This is a genomic window from Psychroflexus halocasei, assembly GCF_900107595.1.
Taxonomy (GTDB): domain Bacteria; phylum Bacteroidota; class Bacteroidia; order Flavobacteriales; family Flavobacteriaceae; genus Psychroflexus; species Psychroflexus halocasei.
Genome location: NZ_FNQF01000002.1, coordinates 250790 through 268033, shown reverse-complemented (window position 1 = coordinate 268033; position 17244 = coordinate 250790). Strand labels below are relative to the sequence as shown.

Below are 17244 nucleotides of genomic sequence, written 5' to 3'. Positions count from 1 at the left end.
TATCGTTTAGACAGCGACATCGTAAGTTCTTAAAGCGTCGTTTAAAGATGTCTTTTTATTGGTACTTTCTTTACGTTGACCAATAATTAATGCACAAGGCACTTGATATTCTCCAGCAGGGAATTTTTTGGTATAACTCCCAGGAATCACAACCGATCTCGCAGGAACTCTTCCTTTGATTTCAACAGGTGAATCTCCAGTGACATCTATAATTTTTGTAGAAGCCGTTAAAACAACATTTGCACCAAGAACAGCCTCTTTTTCAACACGAATGCCTTCAACAACAATACATCTTGATCCTAAAAAAGCATTGTCTTCAATAATAACTGGTGAAGCTTGCAAAGGTTCGAGAACACCACCAATACCGACGCCACCAGAGAGGTGAACGTTTTTGCCAATTTGTGCACAACTACCAACAGTTGCCCAGGTATCTACCATGGTTCCCTCGTCAACATAAGCACCGATGTTAACATAACTCGGCATCATAATCACACCGCTTGAAATGTAAGCGCCGTGACGTGCAACAGCGTTTGGGACAACACGAATTCCTTTTTCTTTATAACCAGTTTTAAGCGGCATTTTATCATGATATTCAAAAATACCAGCTTCTAAAGTTTCCATTTTTTGAATTGGGAAATAAAGAACAACAGCTTTTTTAACCCATTCATTGACCTGCCAACCATCTGAAGTAGGCTCTGCACATCTCAATTCACCTGAGTCAATTTTGTTGATGACTTCTCGAATCGAAGCAATGGTTTTTTCATCTTTAAGTAAATCTCTGTTGTCCCAAGCTTTTAAAATCACTTGCTTTAAATCTTCCATTTCACTATTTTTTTTCAAATATAAGATTTTGTAAATTCTACTATTGAAATTGAAAAGCTATCTTTGTAAAAAATGACATCAATGGCGCAAGCACTTGCTTTAGACTTTGGAATAAAACGCACAGGAATTGCTGTGACTGACGATATGAAGATGATTGCTTCAGGATTAAAAACTGTTGAAACCAAAGAACTGATGCCTTTTTTGAAAGATTATATTCATAAAAACAAAGTTGATGTCATCGTCATTGGAGAGCCCAAACATATTGATGGAAACCCAATGGCTCTTGAGAAGAACATAGGTTTTTTAGTAGAAGATTTGAACAAAATCTTTCCCAGCATAAAAATTGAACGCATCGATGAACGTTTTACTTCTAAAATGGCATTTCAAACCATGATTGATTCTGGTTTGAGTCAGAAAAAACGGCGCAATAAAGCTCTAATTGATGAGGTGAGTGCAACAATTATTTTGCAAAATTACTTATATTAATCTATTTAGTCAGAAGGATAAATCTGCTATTCATGTGTGATATCTAAGAGAATGTTTAAATTTGCACTACAAAATTTTCAGTAATGATTTTACCAATTGTCGCCTATGGCGATCCTGTTTTAAAAAGAAAAGCTAAAGAAATACAAAAGGATTATCCCAAACTTGATACCTTAATTGAGAATATGTGGGAAAGCATGTACAATGCACATGGTGTAGGTTTGGCTGCACCACAAGTAGGCCTTTCAATTCGTTTGTTTGTGATTGATGCTTCACCATTTGCTGAAGATGACGATTTAATTGAAAATGAAGAAACAGAGTTGAAAGACTTTAAACGTGTTTTTATCAATCCGGTTATTATAGAAGAAAATGGTGATGCGTGGGATTTTAATGAAGGTTGCTTAAGTATTCCTGACGTTAGAGAAGACGTTTTTCGTCAGCCTAATATTAAGATTGAGTATTATGATCAAAATTTTGAAAAGCAAACTGAAGAATTATCAGGTTTGGCAGCACGTGTTGTTCAACATGAATATGATCACATAGAAGGAATTTTGTTTACCGATAAACTTTCAAGTTTAAAACGAAAATTGATCAAAGGAAAACTCAATAATATTACAAAAGGTAAAGTAAAAGTGGACTATAGAATGCGTTTTCCTCAGTTGAAAAAGCGCAGATAAATTTTGAAAAATAATACTGATATCGCATATTTGTGCGTAAAATAAAAAATATGGAATTAGATAAAATCTTAGCAGTTTCAGGAAAACCTGGCTTATATGAATTAATGGCAAAAACGAGAGGAGGCTTTATTATTAAGTCTTTAGAGAATGACAAAAAGATGCCGATTAACCTTCAAAACAACGTCAGCATTTTAAGTGAAATTGCAATATATACTTATACAGAAGAAATTCCTTTAAAAGAAGTTTTTCTAAAAATCAATGAAAAAGAAGAAGGGAAGGAAGCTATTTCTCATAAATCTGCAATCACAGAGTTAAAGTCTTATTTCTCTGAAGTTTTACCAGAATATGATGAAGATCGTGTTTACCCAAGTGATATCAAGAAAGTGATACAATGGTATAACTTACTTCAAACACGTGATTTATTAGATTTTTCTGAAGAAAGTGAAGCTGAGGAAAAAGAAGCTACAGAAACTGAATAAGTTAGAAAACGACACAGATAATATTTAAAGAGCCTCAGAATTTTGATTTTGAGGCTCTTTGATTTTAAAAATAAATTTATGAAAGCTGATAAAACGAAACAACTGAAATCATTTGAGCGTTTGTTACATATCATGGACGATTTACGTGAAAAATGCCCTTGGGATCGTAAGCAAACAATGGAGTCTTTAAGGCATTTAACCATTGAAGAAGTTTATGAGCTTGGTGATGCAATTCTTGATAAAGATGAAGAGGCTGTTAAGGAAGAAATCGGTGATGTTTTGTTACACTTAGTTTTTTACAGCAAAATTGCTAGTGAAACAAACACATTTGATTTTAGTGATGTTGCAGAACGCATATGTAATAAATTAGTTGATAGACATCCACATATTTATGGAGATGTTAAGGTTGAAAATGAAGAAGACGTTAAGAAGAATTGGGAAGCTCTCAAATTAAAAGAAGGAAAAAAATCAGTTTTAGAAGGCGTGCCAAGATCACTGCCAGCATTGGTTAAAGCAAGTCGGATTCAGGAAAAAGTTGCTGGAGTTGGTTTTGATTGGGATACTCCTGATCAGGTTTTCGAAAAAGTAAAAGAAGAGCTTGATGAGTTTTTAGCTGAAGTTGAAGAAGCAAATCAAGACAAAATGGAAGCTGAATTTGGTGATGTGCTTTTTTCAATGATTAATTATGCTCGTTTTTTAGGGATCAATCCAGAGAATGCTTTAGAGCAAACAAACAAGAAATTTATCAAGAGATTTCAATATTTAGAACAAGAAACAGAACTTCGAAAAATGAGTTTAAGGCAAATGAGTCTTACTGAAATGGACGAAATATGGGAAAAAGCTAAGAAAAACGATTAAAAACTGAATTAATGTAATATTAACGTCTTTTTTTTTATTGACTCTTTTAGTTTTATTAATATTGCTGAAATCAAAATAATATTTATGTTAAAGAAAATTTTATTTACCGGTGCTTTTTTAATGAGTGTTTTTGCATTTGCACAAACGTCTTCAGTAAGTGATGCAGATTTAGACAAGTTTGTAGATGCTTATACTGCAGTTCAACAAGAAAGCCAAAAGGTACAACAAGAGATGATGAGCGTTATTCAGGAGGCAGGATTAGAGCCACAGCGTTTTAATGAAATGTATGAAGCCTCAATGACTGAAGGAAAAGAAGTAGAAGCAACAGCTGATGAACAGAAAAAGTTTGATAAAGCAATGGCTGACATTAAAATGAAGCAAGCTTCTGTACAAGAAGATATGGAAAAGAAAATAAAAGAAGCAGGTCTAGACATGATGACTTACCAAGGAATTATGCAAAAATTGCAAACAAGTCCAGAGCTTCAACAAAAATTACAACAAAAAATGACAGAATAAATAGTTTTACTTTTTATTCTTTTATTAAAAACGCTCTGCAAATTTAATTTGTAGAGCGTTTTTTTGATTTTTATACTGAAAATAAACTATAGTTTTTGACATAAAAAAAGAGCTTCGTTTCGAAACTCTTTTTTTATAAGTCATTAGAAGCAAGCTTTTTAGGCTTCTTCTTTGTTTTTTCTACTTTCCTTGATTTCTTTCAATCTTTCTGTTAATGCGCCACCAATCCAGTAAGGAATAATAGCTGTTAGGAATATGAGTAACCAGAAACCAATTCCCAAAATAACGAGAAAAGCTAAGAAACCTAAAAATTGATCAAATTCGAACATGGCTGAATGTATTTTTGACAAATATAAGAATTAGTTAAATTTAAAATACAAAAACTGGATATAATTTTATTTAGAATAATAAGCGATGTCTTCACCTTAATATTGATTAAATTTGTATGTAATCAAAAATTATAATTATGTCGTACAGAATAGAAAAGGATACTATCGGCGAAGTTAAGGTGCCAGCTGATAAATTATGGGGAGCGCAAACTGAGCGTTCACGTAATAATTTTAAAATTGGAGCACCTGCTTCAATGCCATTAGAGATTATATATGGTTTTGCATACTTAAAAAAAGCTGCCGCATATACCAATTGTGAGTTAGGTGTTTTACCAGAAGAAAAAAGAGACATAATAGGCCAGGTTTGTGATGAAATACTCGATGGAAAACACGATGATCAATTTCCTTTAGTGATTTGGCAAACGGGTTCAGGAACACAAAGTAATATGAATGTCAATGAAGTTGTTTCCAATAGAGCTCATCAATTAGCAGGAAATAAACTAGGAGAAGGAGAGCGTAAAATTGCACCAAATGATGATGTTAATAAATCACAATCATCTAATGATACTTTTCCAACAGGAATGCATATTGCTGCTTACAAAAAAATTGTAGATGTTACAATTCCTGGAATCCAGCAATTAAGAGATCAACTTGATCATAAAGCAAAAGCTTTCAAGGATGTTGTCAAAATTGGTCGTACTCACTTTATGGATGCAACACCTTTAACTTTAGGCCAAGAATTTAGCGGCTATGTAGCTCAACTTGATCATGGTTTAAATGCATTAAAAAACACTTTACCGCATTTGCTTGAATTAGCTTTAGGCGGAACAGCTGTTGGAACGGGATTGAATACACCAGAAGGTTACGCAGAAAAAGTTGCTGGATACATTTCGGAATTTACAGGTTATCCTTTTACATCAGCAAAAAATAAATTTGAAGCGCTTGCAGCTCATGATGCTTTTGTCGAAACACACGGTGCTTTAAAACAATTAGCTGTTGCATTAAATAAAATAGGAAATGATATCAGAATGCTTTCTTCAGGACCAAGAAGTGGTATTGGAGAAATTACAATTCCTGCGAATGAACCTGGATCTTCAATTATGCCTGGTAAAGTAAATCCAACTCAGTGTGAAGCTTTGACAATGGTTTGTAGTCAAGTAATCGGAAATGATGTTGCGGTAACAACAGGAGGGATGCAAGGTCAATTTGAATTAAATGTTTTTAAGCCTGTAATGGCCGCTAATTTATTAGAATCGGCACAATTATTAGGAGATGCTTCTGTTTCTTTTGATGAAAATTGTGCTGCCGGTATTGAGGCAAATCAAGAACGTATTGATGAATTGCTTGAAAATTCATTGATGTTAGTAACAGCACTGAATACCAAAATTGGTTACTATAAAGCGGCTGAAATAGCAAATACGGCACATAAGAATGGAACAACTTTAAAAGAAGAAGCTGTTAACCTTGGACATACAACTGCAGAGGAATTTGATGCTTGGGTTAAGCCAAAAGAAATGACAAATTCTTAATGATTTGAACGTTTTCATCACTAAAAAAACGGCTGATTTTATGTAAAGTCAGCCGTTTTTATTGATGAAATTTGATTGAAGAAATATTATAAACACAAAAAGCTGGTTTTGATTTCAAAACCAGCTTTTAAAATTTTTACAATACAAATTATAGTGAAGCGACGTGCTTCGTTAAATTTGATTTAAGGTTTGCAGCCTTATTTTTATGTATAATGTTTTTCTTTGCTAATCTATCAACAGCAGAATAAACTTCAGGAAGCTTTTTCTCAGCCTCAGCTTTGTCAGTTGTTTCTTTAAGTGACTTAATAATAGTACGCGCAGTTTTATGCTGGTAACGATTTCTCAAACGCTTAGTTTCGTTACTTCTAATTCTCTTTAATGCTGATTTATGATTTGCCATTGTAAAATGTTTTGTAGTCCGTAGGGGATTCGAACCCCTGTTACATGGATGAAAACCATGCGTCCTAACCCCTAGACGAACGGACCGTTTATTTTTTTAATTATTTCAATTCTTGTAGTCCGTAGGGGATTCGAACCCCTGTTACATGGATGAAAACCATGCGTCCTAACCCCTAGACGAACGGACCAATTGTTATTTGCGGTTGCAAAAATAGACAATATTTACATTTGTGCAAACAAAAAACGAAAAAAATTAATAGGCTTTTGCAAAAAGTACGCGTTTATTTGAAGCTTTACCTGTTACGATACATTTACCTTCTTCATTATCAGTGTTTTCAGGAATACAACGAATTGTCGCTTTTGTTTCGTTTTTTATTTTTTCTTCCGTTTCCGCAGTTCCATCCCAATGCGCTGAAATGAATCCGCCTTTTTTATCAAGTGTTTTTTTGAAGTCCTCATAGGTATCAACTTCAGTGATGTGACTATCTCTGTACTTCAATGCTTTATCAAATAAACTGTTTTGTATCTCTTCAAGTTTTGATTGTATCGTATTAACGAGGTTTTCTTGTTCCACAAAGCTTTTCTCCAAAGTGTCACGCCTTGCTAATTCAACGGTTCCTTTTTCAAGATCTTTTGGTCCGATTGCTATTCTTAAAGGAACCCCTTGCATTTCATGCTGAGCAAACTTCCAGCCAGGTTTATGTGTATCACGATCATCAAATTTTACTGAAATGTTTTTCTCTTGTAAATCAGCCTTAATTTGTTGAGCTACTTCTGAAATTTGAGCGAATTGATCTTCGTTTTTAAATATCGGAACAATCACAACTTGATATGGTGCAAGGTTGGGAGGCAAAACCAAACCGTTGTCGTCACTATGAGTCATAATAAGAGCGCCCATCAACCTTGTTGAAACGCCCCAACTCGTCGCCCAAACGTAATCTTGTTTGCCATCTTTCCCTGTGTATTTGACATCAAAAGCTTTTGCGAAATTCTGACCTAAAAAATGTGATGTTCCTGCTTGCAAAGCTTTACCATCTTGCATTAAAGCTTCAATACAATAAGTTTCATCAGCACCTGCAAACCTTTCACTTTCTGTTTTTAAACCCTTAATAACAGGAATCGCCATGAATTTTTCTGCAAATTCAGCGTAAATGTTATTCATCAATTCAGCTTCTTCAAGTGCTTCTTTTTTTGTGGTATGAGCTGTGTGTCCTTCTTGCCATAAAAATTCAGCTGTTCTTAAAAATAAACGAGTTCGCATTTCCCAACGCATCACATTTGCCCATTGATTTATTTTTAAGGGTAAATCACGATAAGATTGAATCCAGTTTTTGAAAGTATTCCAGATGAGTGCTTCTGAAGTTGGACGAATAATGAGTTCTTCTTCCAACTTAGCATTTTCATCAACTTTAAGTTTGCCAGGATTGTCTTCATCATTTTTTAAACGGTAATGAGTGACGACCGCACACTCCTTGGCAAAACCTTCAGCATTTTTTTCTTCTGCTTCAAACAAGCTCTTGGGAACCAATAAAGGGAAATAAGCATTTTGATGACCAGTTTCCTTAAATTTTTTATCTAATTCAGCTTGGATTTTTTCCCAAATAGAATATCCGTAAGGTTTGATCGTCATGCATCCTCTCACTGATGAATTTTCTGCTAAGTCAGCTTTGACAACTAATTCATTATACCATTTGGAATAATCTTCATCTCTACGTGTTAAACTCTTACCCATTATATTTTTTTTGGCATAACTATTGTAACTTATGTAGTAATTATGCTTAGTTAAAGTGCTATTTTATTCGGACAAAACTAAGTAAATTTGTTTAATGTTTAATTAAAAACCAAAAGTTATGTTTAATCAAAAGAATTTATTTAAGACACTACTCTTTTCTGGGTTGATTGTTGTTGTAAGTTCTTGTAGTTCATATTCAAATGCTTCAGCGTATGATGGGATTTACCAAGACGAAAACGCACAAACTTCAGAAAGAAATCTAGCGACTCAAACTCAAAATGAATCGCAAAGAAAACAGACCAATCAAGGTGAATATACTGATTATTTTAAGAAGCAAGGAGATATGATATCTGAAGCTAGATCTCAAAATGAGGTTTTTACAGATATTGATTCTTACTCATCTCAGAATCAGCAAACTTTAAATGCTCAAAATCAAGCATCTGACTATACATATCAGGACAGTGAATATATTGATTACAATGCTAGTCAATCAGGTTGGGGAAACAACCCAAGCCAAGTAACAATTAATATTCATCAAAATAATCCATGGTTTTACAGTGGTTGGTGGAATGCTCCTTATTACGGATCTTATTATGGTGGATATTATAATCCATGGAGATATGGTTATTATGGATTACATTATAATGGTTTTTACTCTCCACACTATGGCGGATTTTATGGACCGAGTTTTGGGTGGTACGGCGGTTACTACGCTGGATGGTATAATTACAGAAATCCATATTCATATTATCCTTACAGAAGATCGAATTATGCAAACTCTTACAGAGGATACAATTCTAATCAATCAATTAGATCAAATAGAAATTTAAGAAATTCAAGATCTAATATTTCAAGAAGTGAATCAAATCAAAGAAGAGCCTCAAGCATCAGAAGTAATCGTAATGCTCAAAGGAGTAATGTTTCAGCAAGGAGTTCACGTGTTGCTAACCCACGTAACATTAGTGCAAGAACTCGTCAAGACATTAGGAACTCTACAAGACGAACACCTGTAAATACTGTAAGGAATTCTCGTGTTAGAAGTGATGTTAATTCGACAAGAACTAGAACTATCACACCTAACAGAACAAACAAGGTGACTCCGAAATCTACAAGACGTTCAACTCCGAGTAATTCAACAATAAAAAGAAGTAGTGGAAGTAGCAATACTGGTACAATTAGATCTTCTAGTGGAAGCTCAAGAAGTACGGGAGGGTCAACAAGAAGTTCTAGAAGAGGCGGAAGATAAATTGATATATTACTAACATTATATAACATAACTTATGCGTTTTAATTTAAACATTTTATATAGTGCATTATTCATTTTTAGTCTAAGCTTTATAAGTAAAGCACAAGAAGTGAATGATGCGCTTATTTTAAGTACTGAAGATCTTCAAGGTACACCACGTTTTACAGCAATGGGAGGCGCTTTTGGAGCATTAGGTGGAGATCTTTCTGCTTTGAAAATTAACCCAGCGGGTAGTGCCGTTTTTGCACTTAATCAATCAAGTTTTTCTTTAGATTTTAATACCTTTAGTAATGACAATGCTTACAGAGGCACCATGCGAAGCTCAGATGATAACAGTTTTGATGTAAGTCAAGCTGGTGCCGTTTTTGTTTTCAAGTCAAATAATGAAAATGCAGCAATCAATAAATTCGCTTTTGGTGTCAATTACGAAAGAACGAGCAACATCAATAATGCTATTTATGCTGAAGGACAAAACAATCAGTCTATTGGAGATTATTTCGTGAACAAAGCAAACGGTATTGCACTCGATTACTTCACACTTCAAAACAACGAAACCTTTTTTTCTCGTTATGATGATTTGCTTTATGAATATGGTTTTTCAGGTCAAGAAGCTTATTTGGCTTATGAGTCTTTTTTAATCGATCCTATTGATCCAAGTGACCTTCAGGGAAACAGCTACCAATCTAACGTCAACTCAACTGATTTGCGTCAGGCTTACAATGAAAATTATGACGGAAATAGCGGTAAAATATCTTTCAACGGTGCGCTGGATATTAATCAAAGATTGAAATTGGGAATGAATGTCAATGCGACATTCAGTGACTATACACGTTTTACTAGATTCAATGAGCAAAACTCTTCATCTACTGGAGTGAATAAAATTGTTTATGATAATATATTGGACGTTCAGGCTTCAGGTATTTCTTTAGATTTTGGTGCGATTTACAACATTCATGATAAATTGAGGTTTGGGGTAAGTTACGAAACGCCAACATGGATGAGCGTTTCAGAGAAAATATCTCACACCTTAAGAACGCGTGGTGATGGTTTTGGAAGTGCAACAGCCGATCCTGAAATTTTTAATGTCTTTCCTGATTATAAATATAAAACACCAGGAAAATGGACAGGAAGTTTAGCGATGATTTTTAACAAAAATGCTTTACTAAGTATTGATTATTCTAGAAAAGATTTCACTCAGATGAAATTTAGAAGTAACGGCTTTGAAGCTCAAAATGCCGAAATCAATGATATGATGCAAGTCTCAAATAGAATTAATGTAGGAGGTGAGTATCGTATTGATAATCTTAGCTTGAGAGCAGGGTATTCTTATGTTGAAAGCCCTTACAAAGATGATTTTACCGCTGGTGATATCAATAGGTTTTCTGCAGGATTGGGTTATACTTTCGGAATGACAAGAGTTGATTTATCTTATGTTAATTCAAATCAAGAGCGCAACGTCATGATGAAGCAATCTGGGATTAATTCTCCTGTTAATGTAGATAATCAACTCCATCAAATTTCATTAGGTTTTGCATTTATGTTTTAAGGTTAAAATCTTTATAAACTCTGTTCAGGCTTCTTTATAAATAATGATTTTACTTATTTTTAAATAAAAAGTAAATGAAATCATTAAAATTTAGAAACGGAGATCAAATAGCTCAAATCGGCTTAGGAACATGGAAATCTAAAGATGGCCTTGTAGGAGAAGCTGTCAAAACTGCTGTAAAATCAGGTTATACACACATTGATTGTGCTGCAACTTATGGCAATGAAGCTGAAATCGGTGAAGCGTTGACTGACTTGTTTGATGCTGGAGAGATCAATCGTGAAGATATATTTATCACTTCTAAATTATGGAATAACGCGCACAAAAAAGAAGATGTTATCCCTGCTTTAAAGCAAACGCTTTCTGATTTAAATTTAGATTATTTAGATCTTTATTTGATACATTGGCCAGTTGCCTTCAAATCAGGTTTAGAAGGCATGCCGCAATCTGATGATGATTTTGTCTCACTAGAAGATTTGCCAATCATCAAAACTTGGGAGGCAATGGTTGAAGCAAAAAAACAAGGACTTGTTAAGCATATTGGTGTTTCAAATTTTAGCATTAAAAAGCTGAAAGATTTAATGTCAAAAACTGATGAACATCCTGAGATGAATCAAGTTGAACTACATCCATACTTACATCAAGATGAATTGGTTAATTTCTGTCACGAAAATGATATTTTGGTGACTGCTTTTTCTCCTTTAGGAAGTCAAGATAGAATTCCTGAAATGAAAGCTGATAACGAACCAAGCTTATTAGAAAACCCTGTTGTTAACGCTATCGCTGAAAAGCATGATGTTTCTGCAGCCCAAGTTTTACTTAACTTTCACTTACAAAGAAATTGTATCGTGATTCCAAAATCAACAAATGCTGGCAGAATAAAACAAAACTTGAAAACAGCTAATTTTGATCTGACCCAAGATGAAATGAATGAATTAAAAACACTTGATAAACATTTTCGTTATGTCAATGGCAAGTTTTTTGAAACTTCAGATGGAAAGTATGAAAATATTTACGACGAGTAAATTATTATTTAGATTTTAAACACAAAAAAAGCCTTTTGAGAATTTCTCAAAAGGCTTTTTTGATTGCTGACTAATTTATTTTTTAGTTGTGATTTCAATAATACCAGGAGTTTCCTTTGGATCGTATCCAAGCTTCTCAATTTCATCTTTATCTTTTACGACGTTTACACTTTTAATTTGTTTAGGGTCAATTGAATTCATTTCTTTTTTGTCAATCTCTTTACCATTTAAAAGATAAATAGGGTCAGCTGAATCAAACTTTACATTATCAACTTTAAATTCAGAAGCATTTTCAGCTGAATCAGTTATAGAAAGTTTATTTATTGTCAATAACATTGGTTTTGGCTTTTCAGAAATGATCAAAAACTTTTTATTTTCAATGATATCTGAACCTGTTTCTTTTTGAATTCTCTCAAATATATTCTTTGCTCTTCCTTCATAAATTGCTTGAGATAATTCAGGGTCAGAAGTAATAAATACTGTTTTTGCGTCTTTGTCATAGTTCATATCCTTAACTGATATTTTTTTATTTATAAGTTCTTCGCGATTATATTTTTTAGAGTTGATGATGATGTATTTTGCATTTTCTATCTGTTCAGTTCTAATTTCTGCAGCAAATTCTTTTTGTTCTTCTTCAATTTCTCCAGTGCCAACACCAAAAGTATTTTCCTTATTATTCTTATCATAGTAGAAGTAAATAGGGTTTTCTTTTAAATTATTTGAATAAGCTGAACTTGAGTTGCCATCTTTTTCAACTTTTAATTTCATGGCTGTGATAAAACCATTTTTTTGTTTGAGACGGCTATAATTGATGTCTATGTCAAAAGAATCTTTAATAAAAGCAATGTCTTCCTTAAGTTGTTTTAAAGTTGATTTTTCATCATAAGTTGAAGTTATCCTGGTAATTTCAGCTTTAAGATCGAAATTTACATCAGCTTCTACTTTAGTCGTTTCAATAACTTGTGCTTTCGTTTCTGTTTGAAAAAGCATGAAGTAAGCGAATAGAAAAGGTGTGATCATAAAGACCTTCCAGATTGATTTCTTGGAGTTGTTAGTGTTGAGCATCATAATTCGTTTTTTTAGTGATGATTGTTTGAATGATTGTTGTAAAATGTAATTCTGTGAAGTCATTTTAAATAATGAATATTGGTAAGCTTTGCTATTTGTTTCTGTTGTTGCTTCAGCATCAGCTTCAAATTCAAGATTTTGAGCGATATCTTTTTTATACACCCAAGCAATTGGGTTGATCCAAAAAATTGACTTATAGATAATGATTAGAATTGTGTCAAAACTGTGTTTTTTATGAACATGTGCTTCTTCATGTTTTAAAATAAAATCAACTTCTTTTTCGGTATATAAATCAGGATTGTAAACGATGTAATTCAAAAAAGAAAAGGCTTCATTTTTAGAAGTTTTGATATAATGAATGCCGTTTTTAGTTATTTTCTCGGAAGCGCGTAGTGATTTAGTTAGCTTCAAAAAATTAAACATAAAGTAACCGAGAATAATTACACTTATAGAAATATATACAATCTCAATGAGATGTTGTTGTGTAATAAATTCAAAAATTTCATCCCATAAACTTGGTGTAATGATTGTTTCTTCAAATTGATTTGATTTTGATATAAAAGTTCGTTGATCAAAAATTAAATTCTCATAAGTTGTGTGGTATATCAATGGTAAAAATGCACTGATAAATAAGCCTGACACTAAGTAAATGCGTTTGATGAAATGGTAAGTTTCTCGCTCAAGTAAAATTTTGTAAATCATCCAAAACATAAATAAGAGTAAAGATGATTTTAAGAGATATATTAAGAATTCCATGAGCTTACTTTTTTATAAGTTCTAATATTTCTTCAAGTTCCTTCTTGCTTATTTTTTCATTTTCAGCAAAAAAAGAAACCATATTTTTATATGAGCCACCAAAAAAACGTTGCGAATTAAGTTGCATAATGAGTTTGCTGTATTCTTCTTTTGAAACTAAAGGGTAATATTGATGCGTTTTACCAAATGCTTCATGAGCCACGAATTTCTTTTCTTCTAGGTTTCTAACAATTGTTGAGACAGTATTGTAATGCAAGCTCTCTTTGAGTTCAGGTATAATTTCTTTAACAAAAGCTTTTTTAAGTTTCCATATAATAGACATAATATCTTCTTCTTTGGCTGTTAATTTCTGAATCATTTTTATAAAGTTTAAGTGACGTTAACAAATGTAAACTATTTTTATAGTTATACAACTATTTAAATAGTTAATCTTAGAAAAAATTAAAATACTATTTTAGCAAAAATTTTTTTGCATGGATGTCGTATTGGTTTTATTAGGCTTTACAGCCTTAGTGATTGGAGGTGAGTATTTAGTGAGATCATCAGTTGCATTATCTTTTAAATTGAATATTTCAAAAATGATTATCGCTTTGACGGTTGTTTCATTTGCAACCTCAGCACCAGAGTTAATTGTTTCTATGCAAGCTGCCTTAAATGGTTTTTCTGATATTTCTTTAGGAAATGTAGTTGGATCAAATATTGCTAACATCGGTTTAGTTTTAGGCGTAACTACTATAATTACGAGCATTTCTATCGATAGAGATTTTTATTTTCTCAATTGGCCAATAATGATTGTTTTTTCAGGTGTGTTCTATTATTTTTTATATACAGGTCATGTGATTACTTCTTATGAGGGTCTCATTTTATTAGCTTTATTATTTATCTATCTTTTTATATTAATAAGAAAGGTGAGAGGTAAAACCAGTATAGAAACTGAAGAAGTAAGTGATAGTTTAAGAGGTGTCAGCGCTTTTAAAATTTTTATTTGGCTTGTGATTGGTGGGCTAGGCTTATATTTTGGTTCTGTTTGGTTGGTTGACGGAGCAGTTTCAATCGCTGAAGATTTAGGTGTTAGTGAACGAGTAATCTCTATCACAATGGTTGCTATTGGAACAAGTGTGCCTGAATTAGCAGCCTCTTTAATTGCAGCCTTTAAAGGTGAAAAAGCAATTTCTTTAGGAAATTTAATCGGTTCAAATATTTTCAACATAGGTTCTGTTATAGGTATTACTTCCCTTATTCAACCTATTAACATGCAATCTATTGAAATTTTGACGAATGATATTTTGTGGATGATTGCTTTTGCTTTTTTAATTCTTCTTTTAGCTTTATTACCAAAAACACATTCTATAGGTCGCTATAAAGGTTTTCTAATCATTATTCCTTATTTGGTTTTTATAATTTTATCTTTTAAGTCCTAAATAAATAGGGGGTGTTTAGCGGGATATTGTTTTTTTTGAAATTTAACCCTTAAATTAACAGGGTGTTTTTTGAAAAATATTACTTTTGTTGCTAAATAATATTTTATGGCAACTCTAAGATTTAATGCGATTAAAAAAACATTTGACAGAAAGCCTGTCGAAATTAATGAAGTTGAACGTCGTTCAGAACTGTTTGGCAGAAATGTTTTTAGCAAGCGTGCTATGCGTCAATATCTAACAAGTGATTCTTATAAAAGCGTCATCAATGCGATAGATAAAGGTGACAAAATAGAGCGTCAATTAGCTGACCATATTTCTACAGGTATGAAGGAGTGGGCAACCTCTAAAGGAGCTACACATTACACGCACTGGTTTCAGCCACTAACAGGTTCTACAGCCGAAAAACATGATGCTTTTTTTGAAACAGTTGACGATAATAGTGCCATTGAAAAATTTAGCGGACAACAATTGGTGCAACAAGAACCAGATGCCTCATCTTTACCAAATGGAGGTATTCGTAATACTTTTGAGGCAAGAGGTTACACAGCTTGGGACCCAACATCTCCAGCATTTATTTGGGGAACGACACTTTGTATTCCAACAATTTTTATTGCTTATACAGCAGAAGCTTTAGATTATAAAACACCTTTACTCAAATCAATTACGGCTTTAGACAAAGCTGCTACAGATGTTGTTCGTTATTTCGATAAAAAGGTCAATAAAGTCACAGCTACTTTAGGTTGGGAACAAGAATATTTTTTGATTGATTCAGCTTTGGCAGCTTCCCGTCCAGATTTAATGATTTCTGGCCGAACTTTATTGGGGCATTCTCCAGCTAAAGGACAGCAATTACACGACCATTATTTTGGTTCGATACCTTCTCGTGCTCTAAATTATATGCGAGATCTTGAGCATGAATGTTTGCTTTTAGGTATTCCAGTTAAAACAAGACACAACGAAGTTGCACCTAACCAATTTGAATTAGCACCAATTTTTGAAGAAGTCAACTTAGCTGTCGATCACAATTCTTTATTGATGCATGTGATGGAAAAAGTCGCAGAACGCCATAATTTTGTGGTTCTTTTTCATGAAAAACCTTTTAAAGGAATTAATGGTAGCGGAAAGCATAATAACTGGTCATTAGCTACCGATACTGGCTCCAACTTGTTGAGTCCAGGTAAAACACCAACAAAGAATTTAAGTTTTTTAACTTTCTTTGTCAATACAATTAAAGCGGTTTATGAAAATGAAGAAATATTAAGAGCAACAATTGCTTCAGCTTCTAATGATCATAGATTGGGAGCGGGTGAAGCGCCACCAGCAATTATTTCGGTTTTCATCGGTTCTCAGTTAACAAAAGTGCTTGATGAACTTGAAAAAGTAACTGATGGGAAATTATCTCCTCAAGAAAAAACAGATTTAAAATTGAATGTTGTTGGTAAAATTCCTGAAATCCTTTTAGATAATACCGACAGAAACAGAACTTCTCCTTTTGCTTTTACAGGTAACAAGTTCGAACTAAGAGCTGTAGGTTCTACCGCAAATTGTGCCGACCCAATGACAGTGCTGAATAGTATTGTCGCCAAGCAACTTATCGAGTTTAAGCAAGAAGTTGATGGTTTGATCTCTTCAAAAAAAATGAAGAAAGACGATGCGATATTTAATGTGCTGAGAGATTATATAAAAAAATCTTCAAAAATTAGGTTTGAAGGTGATGGTTATGGAAAAGCCTGGGAAGAAGAAGCGGAAAGCCGTGGATTAAGTAATTATAGAAACACACCTGAAGCGCTTAAATCTAAGATATCTAAAAAGGCAATAGATCTTTTTACTCAGTTGGAAATAATGAATGAAACTGAAATTAAGGCTCGTTTTGATATTGAAATTGAGGATTATTCGAAACATATTCAAATTGAAGGCCGACTCATCGGTGATATTGCCCGTAATCATGTGATTCCAACTGTAATTAAATATCAAAATGTTTTAATTAAAAATGTAAAAGGTCTTAAAGAGATTTATGGTAAAGATTTTAAAGATCAAGCTAAGGAGCAGATGAATATTATTGAAGCAATCTCAAAACATATTGCTCATATCAATAAAAATATCGATCAGATGATTGATGCACGTAAAAAAGCAAACCATATTGAGGACCCTGTTAAGCGAGCTCATCTATATTGTGATGAGGTGAAACCGTTTTTTGAAGATATTAGATATCATTGTGATAAATTAGAGCTTCTAGTTGATGATGAGCTTTGGCCACTTACTAAATACAGAGAATTATTATTTACCAAATAATAATTATTACACTTTAAACCCTCGGCTTTTATACCGAGGGTTTTCTTTTTTCATTACTTTTGTCAA

The 17244-nt window shown here is 33.1% G+C and carries 17 protein-coding genes and 2 tRNA genes; 11 read left to right on the top strand and 8 right to left on the bottom strand.

The features are described from left to right. Nucleotides 1-6 precede the first annotated feature (6 nt). Nucleotides 7-822, bottom strand: coding sequence for a 2,3,4,5-tetrahydropyridine-2,6-dicarboxylate N-succinyltransferase (locus BLV84_RS03270; RefSeq protein ID WP_093239991.1), 816 nt, complete (start codon nt 820-822; stop codon nt 7-9). 81 nt (nt 823-903) lie between these two features. Between BLV84_RS03270 and ruvX the strand changes: the two genes are divergently transcribed. From ruvX to BLV84_RS03245, 5 genes are all read left to right on the top strand, one after another. Beyond that, on the top strand, nt 904-1308 hold the full coding sequence (gene ruvX, locus BLV84_RS03265) for a Holliday junction resolvase RuvX (RefSeq protein ID WP_093239471.1): 405 nt from the start codon (nt 904-906) through the stop codon (nt 1306-1308). An 83-nt stretch (nt 1309-1391) separates the two neighbouring features. Next, the gene (def, locus tag BLV84_RS03260) at nt 1392-1982 is read left to right on the top strand and encodes a peptide deformylase (protein WP_093239468.1); all 591 of its coding nucleotides are present in this window, start codon (nt 1392-1394) and stop codon (nt 1980-1982) included. A 50-nt stretch (nt 1983-2032) separates the two neighbouring features. Beyond that, nucleotides 2033-2461, top strand: coding sequence for a DUF5606 family protein (locus tag BLV84_RS03255; RefSeq protein WP_093239465.1), 429 nt, complete (start codon nt 2033-2035; stop codon nt 2459-2461). Nucleotides 2462-2539: 78 nt separating this feature from the next. Further along, nucleotides 2540-3319: a nucleoside triphosphate pyrophosphohydrolase gene (gene mazG / locus BLV84_RS03250; RefSeq protein ID WP_093239462.1), complete on the top strand. Its 780-nt coding sequence runs from the start codon at nt 2540-2542 to the stop codon at nt 3317-3319. Nucleotides 3320-3403: 84 nt separating this feature from the next. Beyond that, the gene (locus BLV84_RS03245; protein WP_093239459.1) at nt 3404-3835 is read left to right on the top strand and encodes a DUF4168 domain-containing protein; all 432 of its coding nucleotides are present in this window, start codon (nt 3404-3406) and stop codon (nt 3833-3835) included. A gap of 158 nt (nt 3836-3993) precedes the next feature. On the opposite strand, the gene BLV84_RS12490 is transcribed toward BLV84_RS03245, so the two are convergent. After that, nucleotides 3994-4185 (bottom strand): hypothetical protein, encoded by a 192-nt coding sequence (locus tag BLV84_RS12490; protein ID WP_159429386.1) that lies wholly within the window; start codon nt 4183-4185, stop codon nt 3994-3996. 116 nt (nt 4186-4301) lie between these two features. On the opposite strand from BLV84_RS12490, the gene fumC reads away from it, so the two are divergent. Next, nucleotides 4302-5693 carry a class II fumarate hydratase gene (fumC, locus tag BLV84_RS03235; protein ID WP_093239453.1) on the top strand — a complete coding sequence of 464 codons (1392 nt, stop codon included), beginning with the start codon at nt 4302-4304 and terminating at the stop codon, nt 5691-5693. 148 nt (nt 5694-5841) lie between these two features. Here the strand turns inward: fumC and rpsT are convergent, their stop codons facing one another. The 4 genes from rpsT to proS form a co-directional block, all read right to left on the bottom strand. Continuing rightward, on the bottom strand, nt 5842-6093 hold the full coding sequence (gene rpsT / locus BLV84_RS03230) for a 30S ribosomal protein S20 (RefSeq protein WP_093239450.1): 252 nt from the start codon (nt 6091-6093) through the stop codon (nt 5842-5844). A gap of 14 nt (nt 6094-6107) precedes the next feature. Continuing rightward, nucleotides 6108-6179, bottom strand: a tRNA-Glu gene (locus BLV84_RS03225). Between the two features lie 29 nt (nt 6180-6208). Further along, nucleotides 6209-6280: transfer RNA gene (locus tag BLV84_RS03220), tRNA-Glu, on the bottom strand. 65 nt (nt 6281-6345) lie between these two features. Then, nucleotides 6346-7824 carry a proline--tRNA ligase gene (proS, locus tag BLV84_RS03215; protein ID WP_093239447.1) on the bottom strand — a complete coding sequence of 493 codons (1479 nt, stop codon included), beginning with the start codon at nt 7822-7824 and terminating at the stop codon, nt 6346-6348. Between the two features lie 118 nt (nt 7825-7942). Here proS and BLV84_RS03210 point away from each other — a divergent pair, with 118 nt between their 5' ends. From BLV84_RS03210 to BLV84_RS03200, 3 genes are all read left to right on the top strand, one after another. After that, nucleotides 7943-9070 carry a hypothetical protein gene (locus tag BLV84_RS03210; RefSeq protein ID WP_093239443.1) on the top strand — a complete coding sequence of 376 codons (1128 nt, stop codon included), beginning with the start codon at nt 7943-7945 and terminating at the stop codon, nt 9068-9070. A 34-nt stretch (nt 9071-9104) separates the two neighbouring features. Then, nucleotides 9105-10616, top strand: a complete 1512-nt coding sequence (locus BLV84_RS03205; protein ID WP_093239440.1) for an OmpP1/FadL family transporter — start codon at nt 9105-9107, stop codon at nt 10614-10616. A 74-nt stretch (nt 10617-10690) separates the two neighbouring features. Next, entirely contained in the window at nt 10691-11641 is a 951-nt protein-coding gene (locus tag BLV84_RS03200) for an aldo/keto reductase (RefSeq protein ID WP_093239437.1), read from the top strand. A 75-nt stretch (nt 11642-11716) separates the two neighbouring features. On the opposite strand, the gene BLV84_RS03195 is transcribed toward BLV84_RS03200, so the two are convergent. Then, nucleotides 11717-13465 (bottom strand): M56 family metallopeptidase, encoded by a 1749-nt coding sequence (locus tag BLV84_RS03195; RefSeq protein ID WP_093239435.1) that lies wholly within the window; start codon nt 13463-13465, stop codon nt 11717-11719. Between the two features lie 4 nt (nt 13466-13469). Beyond that, a complete protein-coding gene (locus tag BLV84_RS03190) occupies nt 13470-13820 on the bottom strand; it encodes a BlaI/MecI/CopY family transcriptional regulator (RefSeq protein WP_200796256.1) in 351 nt (116 codons plus the stop codon). A 118-nt stretch (nt 13821-13938) separates the two neighbouring features. Here BLV84_RS03190 and BLV84_RS03185 point away from each other — a divergent pair, with 118 nt between their 5' ends. Both BLV84_RS03185 and BLV84_RS03180 read left to right on the top strand, forming a co-directional pair. Continuing rightward, nucleotides 13939-14886, top strand: coding sequence for a calcium/sodium antiporter (locus BLV84_RS03185; protein WP_093239429.1), 948 nt, complete (start codon nt 13939-13941; stop codon nt 14884-14886). 105 nt (nt 14887-14991) lie between these two features. Next, nucleotides 14992-17178: a glutamine synthetase III family protein gene (locus tag BLV84_RS03180; protein WP_093239426.1), complete on the top strand. Its 2187-nt coding sequence runs from the start codon at nt 14992-14994 to the stop codon at nt 17176-17178. The last annotated feature ends 66 nt before the right edge of the window (nt 17179-17244 follow it).

Coding starts and splice junctions, on each gene's coding strand:
- rpsT (WP_093239450.1), bottom strand. CDS start 6,093: ATGGCAAATCATAAATCAGCATTAAAGAGAATTAGAAGTAACGAAACT.
- proS (WP_093239447.1), bottom strand. CDS start 7,824: ATGGGTAAGAGTTTAACACGTAGAGATGAAGATTATTCCAAATGGTAT.
- BLV84_RS03245 (WP_093239459.1), top strand. CDS start 3,404: ATGTTAAAGAAAATTTTATTTACCGGTGCTTTTTTAATGAGTGTTTTT.
- mazG (WP_093239462.1), top strand. CDS start 2,540: ATGAAAGCTGATAAAACGAAACAACTGAAATCATTTGAGCGTTTGTTA.
- BLV84_RS03200 (WP_093239437.1), top strand. CDS start 10,691: ATGAAATCATTAAAATTTAGAAACGGAGATCAAATAGCTCAAATCGGC.
- BLV84_RS03185 (WP_093239429.1), top strand. CDS start 13,939: ATGGATGTCGTATTGGTTTTATTAGGCTTTACAGCCTTAGTGATTGGA.
- BLV84_RS03210 (WP_093239443.1), top strand. CDS start 7,943: ATGTTTAATCAAAAGAATTTATTTAAGACACTACTCTTTTCTGGGTTG.
- def (WP_093239468.1), top strand. CDS start 1,392: ATGATTTTACCAATTGTCGCCTATGGCGATCCTGTTTTAAAAAGAAAA.
- BLV84_RS03255 (WP_093239465.1), top strand. CDS start 2,033: ATGGAATTAGATAAAATCTTAGCAGTTTCAGGAAAACCTGGCTTATAT.
- fumC (WP_093239453.1), top strand. CDS start 4,302: ATGTCGTACAGAATAGAAAAGGATACTATCGGCGAAGTTAAGGTGCCA.
- BLV84_RS03180 (WP_093239426.1), top strand. CDS start 14,992: ATGGCAACTCTAAGATTTAATGCGATTAAAAAAACATTTGACAGAAAG.
- BLV84_RS03205 (WP_093239440.1), top strand. CDS start 9,105: ATGCGTTTTAATTTAAACATTTTATATAGTGCATTATTCATTTTTAGT.
- BLV84_RS03195 (WP_093239435.1), bottom strand. CDS start 13,465: ATGGAATTCTTAATATATCTCTTAAAATCATCTTTACTCTTATTTATG.
- ruvX (WP_093239471.1), top strand. CDS start 904: ATGGCGCAAGCACTTGCTTTAGACTTTGGAATAAAACGCACAGGAATT.
- BLV84_RS03270 (WP_093239991.1), bottom strand. CDS start 822: ATGGAAGATTTAAAGCAAGTGATTTTAAAAGCTTGGGACAACAGAGAT.